Below are 6,023 nucleotides of genomic sequence, written 5' to 3'. Positions count from 1 at the left end.
AGTGGGACGGGGTCGTCGCGCACCGCGACTACCCCATGGTAGATCTTGACAACAACGCCGCGGAGCGCGCCCCGCGCCGCCCGGTCGTGACCCGCAAGAACGCCTACGGCTCCCGCACCGACGACGCCGCGGCCCTCGCCGCCGCCNTCTGGACCGTCCTGGGCACCGCCGAGAAGCACGGACTGAACACGCTGACCTACCTGACCGCCTACCTCGACGCCTGCGGCCGAGCCGGCGGCAAACCCCCACAGGGAACCGACCTCGACCGGTTCCTGCCCTGGCNGGCCAGCCCCGACGACCTCGCCACGTGGAAACAGCCACCCGGCTGACCACCACCCGGCGCGGCGTGACCCACAGTCACGCCGCCCACAACCATGCCCTCACACGACTTCCGAATACTTACCTCGGTAGATGGTGAAAATCCTTTTCGGCAGATCGACTCCTCCAGCGGCCCGCTCGTCTCAGCTTGATTTTTAACCTGTGCGGTGTTGGTGGGCGGTCATGGTGAGGTCCCGTCGGATGGTTTTTCCGACGTCGTGGTGGGGTGCGGGTCTGCGGTTGCGTGAGCCGGGAGGGCGGCCGGGGCCAGCCTTGGTGGGTTTCGGTGCGCTGGCGGGGAGGGGCATGATCGCGCGGATGTTCCGGAATCCTCGTCGGACTCGGGCGGGCGTGAGTCGTCCTGGTGGGGCGGGTTTCTCCCAGGGGCGGCGTAGGTCGCGGGCCAGGGGTCGGGCGAGGCGGAGCTGGGTGTGGACGGTGATGATCAGCCAGGTCCAGCGGTCCGCGGCCTGCGGGGTTCGGATCTTCGGGCGGGTCCAGCCGAGGGTCTGTTTGAACAGTCGGAAGGTGTGTTCCAGGTCGAACCTGCGCAGGAACGCCTGCCAGGCGCGGTCGATGTCGGTGGCGGTGGCGTCAACCGCGGAGGACCACAGCCAGACGGGCCTGGGGTCGCGGTCGCCGGGGAGGTGGTCGACCTGCAGGCGGATGAGGGTCCCTTCGANGATCGGTAGGTCTCCGGGGTGGTCGAGCCAGCAGGTGCGGTGGGTGAGCCGGGGGTGTAGCCGGTTCCAGCTGGTCGCGGTGGCGGTGCCGTAGCGGCTGGTGTTGGTGGTCGTGGTGTGCTGCAGTTCGGGCCAAGTCGCGGGCCTGTCGAGGGCGAACTCGGGGCCGTGCTTGGGCGGACGGCCGTTGGTACCCGGCTGTCTCGGTGGTTTGGCCAGGCGCAGGACACGGTCGGAACGGATCCGGCCGAGCACCTCGACAGGCAGGTCGGCCAGGACGAACGCCAGCCGGGTCACGTCGTACCCGGCGTCCATCACGATCAGGATGTTCGGGTCTCCGTCGTGCCAGTGCCCGGCGGCGATCAGCCGGCCCACGACCGCCCGGAGCTGGTCGGCGGTCACCGCTGTGGCGTCGTCGGTGGGGCCGAGGCGAACTGCGTCCAAGAGCGCGGTCCACGACGTCCGGCCGGACTCGAGGGCCGCGACGAACGAGTACGGCCAGCCAGGAATCAGCTGGGACTGGTTCTTCGCGCGACCATGAACATGGCAGAACAGCCGCTCCGCGCTGGTCGAGGCGTCCGAGCGCAGCCATGGGCTGACATCGACGGCCAGCACGAGTCGTCCGTCAGCGGCCGCGGGCAGCGGAAGGTCCGCGAGCGCACGTCGCAGCCGGGCGATCTCTAATCGGCCGCTGTTCAGCCCGTCGTACAAGGCTCCATGGCCGCGACGGTGCTCCGGGGCCAGTGTCAGGTCGACCAGCGTCCGGACCGGGCCGTCGGTGCACAGCACCGCCTCCGCCGTTTCGAACAGCGCGTCCGCTCGGCGGGTCAGGCAGTCGTAGAACTCCAGCCGGAAGCGACACAGCCGTCCCAGAGCCTCGACGCGTCCTGGTTCGTCCTGCACACTGCCCATCACGACCTTCGGCTTGATCCGGCTTCTTTGGCGAGAGCACGATCTTCCGAAGGTCGTCCCATGTCACGAGGACACGCCGACCCGCCCCACAACACCAGCAGGTATCGCGCAGCGTGACACCCGGCGGTTAAACGACAAGCTCAGAGCCTGTTTGGAATCTTGATCTATTGGGGGTCGGGGGTGGATCCAGGTCGCCAGCGGGGTACGGGTGTCCCTCGTACGATGCGGCGGGCCATCGTGCGGATCAGTGCCCAGCGGAAGAAGGACTCCGAATGCGCGGTGCGGCGTTCGTAGTCGCGCGCGAGTCGACGGTGGGCGGTCGTCCAGGCGAACGTGCGCTCGACGACCCACCGTCGCGGGAGTGCCTCGAAGGTCTTCTGGCCGGGTTTCTTCTTCACGACCTCGACCGTGGTGGCGAGGACGTCTTTCGCCCACCCGACGAGGGTGCCGGAAAAGCCCGCGTCGGTGAACAGGTGCCGGCAGCGGCGGTGATCGAATAGCGGGTCACCCGGCTGTCGCGTCGGCGACAGGACGCAGGCGGCGTTCGGACAGGTGCACCGCCATGCGTCGTCTGGCCTGGTTGCCAGGGCAGGCCAGGCCCGCGTCCCGGCGGCCGGGCCTGTGCCCAGCGGGTGTCGGGGAACCGGTCGGTCGCGTCGGCGAGCTGGCGGGCGTAGGCGAGCGCGTCCGCACTCGACTTTCACGGCCTCCCCCCGACAGCCCTGGCAGGCCACCCCCACCCCCTGGGAGTCGCCGGAAAATAACTCCGGTCTTTGATCTACGCGGGAGATCGTGGGACGCTCCGGCGTGTGGAGCGGATCAACGAGGTGGTGCTCGCGGAGAAGTTCGCGGTGCTGTTGCCGCATCTGGATGAGCGGCAGCGCCGGCTGGTGCTGGGTGCGGACGCGCGGGCGTTCGGGCATGGCGGGATCCGTCTGGTGGCCCGGGCGGCCGGGGNATCGGTGGACACGGTCTCGCGTGGTGTCGCCGAGCTGGGGGCGGGCGCAGCCTCGACGGGCCGGGTGCGCGCGCCGGGTGGGGGTCGTAAGGCGTTGCGGGAGAAGGATCCGGAGCTGGTGGCGGCGCTGCTGGCGCTGGTCGAGCCCGACCAGCGGGGGGCTCCGGAGTCGCCGTTGCGGTGGACGGTGAAGTCCACCCGCCGGCTCGCCGAGCAGCTCACCGCACGTGGGCATCCGGTCGGCGCGGATACGGTCGGTGGGCTGCTGCGGGCGGAGGGGTTCAGCCTGCAGGGCACCTCACGCACGACCGAGGGCGCACGTCACCCTGACCGGGACGACCAGTTTCGCTATATCAACGAACGGGTCAAGGAGTTCACCGCGGGCGGGCAGCCGGTCGTCAGTGTGGACACGAAGAAAAAGGAAGTCCTCGGTGACTACGCCNTCGCCGGACGGGAGTGGCACCGTAAGGGGCAGCCGGTGCGGGTCCGCGCCCATGACTTTCCCGAGAAGGGCGCGCAGAAGGCAGTGCCCTACGGGGTCTACGATCTGGCCGCCGACACCGGCTGGGTGTCGGTCGGCTGCGACGGGGACACCGCCGCGTTCGCGGTCGCGACCCTGCGTCGCTGGTGGGACGGGGAAGGCCGTCACCGCTACCCGACCGCGACCCGGCTGCTGATCACCGCGGACGTCGGCGGGGCCAACGGCTACCGGGTACGTGCCTGGAAGAAGGAACTCGCCGACCTCGCCCGCACGACCGGCCTGCAGATCACCGTGTGCCACTTCCCGCCGGGCACGTCGAAATGGAACAAGATCGAGCACCGGTTGTTCTCCCGGATCAGTACGAACTGGCGTGGCCGGCCGTTGACCAGCCACGAGGTCGTGGTCANCACGATCGGCGCGACGACGACTCGCACCGGGCTGAGCGTCCACGCCGAACTCGACCCCGGCTCCTACCCGACCGGGCTGACCGTGCCCGACGAGGTCATGGACGCCCTACCACTGACCGCCCACGACTGGCACGGCCCGTGGAACTACACCCTCGCCCCGGCGCCACCCCGCGCCGTCTCGACGCCGGCGTCCCGGTACGTCGAGACCGGCCAGCCCGACGACCGGGCCCCGGACTGGCTACACCATCCGACGATCACCGGGATGAACGGCGGCGAGTACGCCACCCTGCTCGCCTCCGTCGAGCAGTACATCCTCGACCACCCGCCCATCAGCCTGCACCCCAAGCGCGCCCGTCACCGGGTCCTGCGACGCGGGCCCCTGTCGCTGTCCGACCGGCTGCTGGTCACCGTGATCCACCACCGGTGGACCACCCAGCAGCAGGCCCTCACCCGTCTGCTGGGCTCACCCCGCGGAGCCGTCGGCGACGCGATCCACGAGATGACCCCAGTCCTGGACGGCCTCGACCGGCGGATCCAACCCGCGCCGATCACCGCGCCCACCGTCCAGGACCTCACCACCCTGATCCACAACATCAAGAACGGACCTTATTAATCGGCAAGTCCCAGGGCTCCGGCACGCTCGCGTTCTGATCGGTTCTGTCGGTAGATCGTCGGTGGCGGTGGTCTGTCCGGGTTGTCAGGGGAAGCCGTGAAGGTCGAGGGCGGCGGTGGCGGTCTTGTGGGCGCGGCGGCAGGCGGGAACGCTGCGATGACCGGCGCGACGCAGGGTATCGGCGACGGTGGCCCGGAACAGCGCGAGGACGGCGGGACCGCGGCCGGTCCGGCTGGTGCTGGAGTCCTCCCCGAAGGTCACGTCGCGGACGTAGTGCTGTTTGACCTCGATGTGCCACTGGCCGCGGGCGAGATCGGCCAGCAGCGCGGGGCTGGCCTGGTCCGCGGTCGCATCAGTGATCGCGTAGATCGTCTCGTGGCTGGCTGGCTGGCCTTTCTGCCGGCGCCAGCGTCTGATCCGGATGGCCTGGGCCGCGTGTGGGAAGTCGAGGTGGGTGACGGTGGCGACCTTCAGGGTGCGGGTCTCCTCCCGGCCATGACCCCGGTCGCGGGTGAGGTCCGCGGTCGGGATCTCCGTCNACGGCAACGCGGCCAGGAACGCCCGTAGCTTCGGCTGGTTGTGTNTCGCGACCGCCAGGTAGTGGGCGTTCTTCCGGACGACGAGCCAGTCGAGGTTGGACCGCACCGTGTGCAGGGCATCGAACGACACGAACGCCCCGGCCAGCTCCAGGGGTGCCAGCAGCGCACGGAACTCGGTGGTCTCGTTGCTTTTCGCGTCGATCTCCCGCTGGCCGAGGAGCGCCCCGGCGCCGTGGGCGGCGACCCCGAGCAGGTGGACCTGGCTCCCGTCCGCGCGTTTCGCGCCTCGGCTGGTCTTCCCGTCCACCGCATACGCCCGCACTGGCACCGCCTGGTCCCCGGCAGGCGGACGAACCGGGGCGGACGGGACCGCATCGGTGAGGTCAGCCGGGGTGTCGGCCAGCGGCGGATCAAGCAACGCGGTGGCGAGCGCCTGGTCATCGACGGTGTTGAGGAACCGGCGGATCGTGGCCTCGTCCGGCAGCAGGTGCCCGTCCCACGGATTCCACGGCAGCCGTAACCGGACTCGTTCCGTCCAGCTCGTCGCCGCCAGCCACTCGGTCACCGCCGCGACCCGGTCATGCCCGGCCGCGGTCACCGCGCACAACCAGACCGCTGCCAGCACCGGAAGCGGATAGACCAGCCCTCGGGCGGACCGATGATCCGGTATCGCCGCCAACCGTTCCCAGATCCCCGCACGCGACACGGCCCCGGCTCCCACCACCACGGCCGCGGCACGGGACAATGCGCCCACAGACACGCCGCACTCCAGACCACGCAGACGTCAGTGGGCGTTCTGCACGCTTTCGCCGGGNCTCAGCTTGAGTTGNTCTCTGGGGTGCGGAGTTGATCGTCTTGCGTTNGCCGGCTGGCGCGTTCTGCTGGAAGACATGGCAGAACGCAAGCCGTACCCCAGTGACCTGTCCGATGAGGCGTGGGACCTGATCCNCCCGGTCCTCACCGCGTGGAAGGCCCGGCACCCCTCGGCCAGCGGGCACGAGGGCGGCTACGACATGCGGGAGATCGTGAACGCGGTCCTCTACCAGGCCCGGACCGGCTGCCAGTGGCGCTACCTGCCCCACGACCTGCCCCCGACGTCCGCGGTGTACTAC

The 6,023-nt window shown here is 70.0% G+C and carries 5 protein-coding genes and 1 pseudogene; 3 read left to right on the top strand and 3 right to left on the bottom strand.

Translation table 11 applies throughout. The features are described from left to right. Positions 1-329, top strand: a 329-nt coding sequence (locus CED_RS20655; RefSeq protein ID WP_035913494.1) for a transposase, incomplete at its 5' end; no start/stop codon positions are given. A 144-nt stretch (positions 330-473) separates the two neighbouring features. Here the strand turns inward: CED_RS20655 and CED_RS20650 are convergent. After that, positions 474-1,913, bottom strand: a complete 1,440-nt coding sequence (locus CED_RS20650) for an NF041680 family putative transposase (protein ID WP_035913492.1) — start codon at positions 1,911-1,913, stop codon at positions 474-476. Between the two features lie 164 nt (positions 1,914-2,077). After that, a pseudogene (locus CED_RS24490) lies at positions 2,078-2,419 on the bottom strand (transposase); the annotation flags it as partial. Between the two features lie 303 nt (positions 2,420-2,722). Between CED_RS24490 and CED_RS20640 the strand changes: the two are divergent. Next, a complete protein-coding gene (locus CED_RS20640; protein WP_051868978.1) occupies positions 2,723-4,372 on the top strand; it encodes an ISAzo13-like element ISFsp13 family transposase in 1,650 nt (549 codons plus the stop codon). 84 nt (positions 4,373-4,456) lie between these two features. Here CED_RS20640 and CED_RS20635 read toward each other — a convergent pair whose 3' ends face one another. After that, on the bottom strand, positions 4,457-5,671 hold the full coding sequence (locus CED_RS20635) for an ISAs1 family transposase (protein WP_084680893.1): 1,215 nt from the start codon (positions 5,669-5,671) through the stop codon (positions 4,457-4,459). Between the two features lie 130 nt (positions 5,672-5,801). Between CED_RS20635 and CED_RS20630 the strand changes: the two genes are divergently transcribed. Further along, on the top strand, positions 5,802-6,023 hold a 222-nt coding region (locus CED_RS20630), incomplete at its 3' end, for an IS5 family transposase (RefSeq protein WP_035913496.1).

This window comes from Frankia sp. CeD, assembly GCF_000732115.1.
GTDB lineage: Bacteria > Actinomycetota > Actinomycetes > Frankiales > Frankiaceae > Frankia > Frankia casuarinae.
This window is presented reverse-complemented; position numbering and strand designations above follow the sequence as displayed.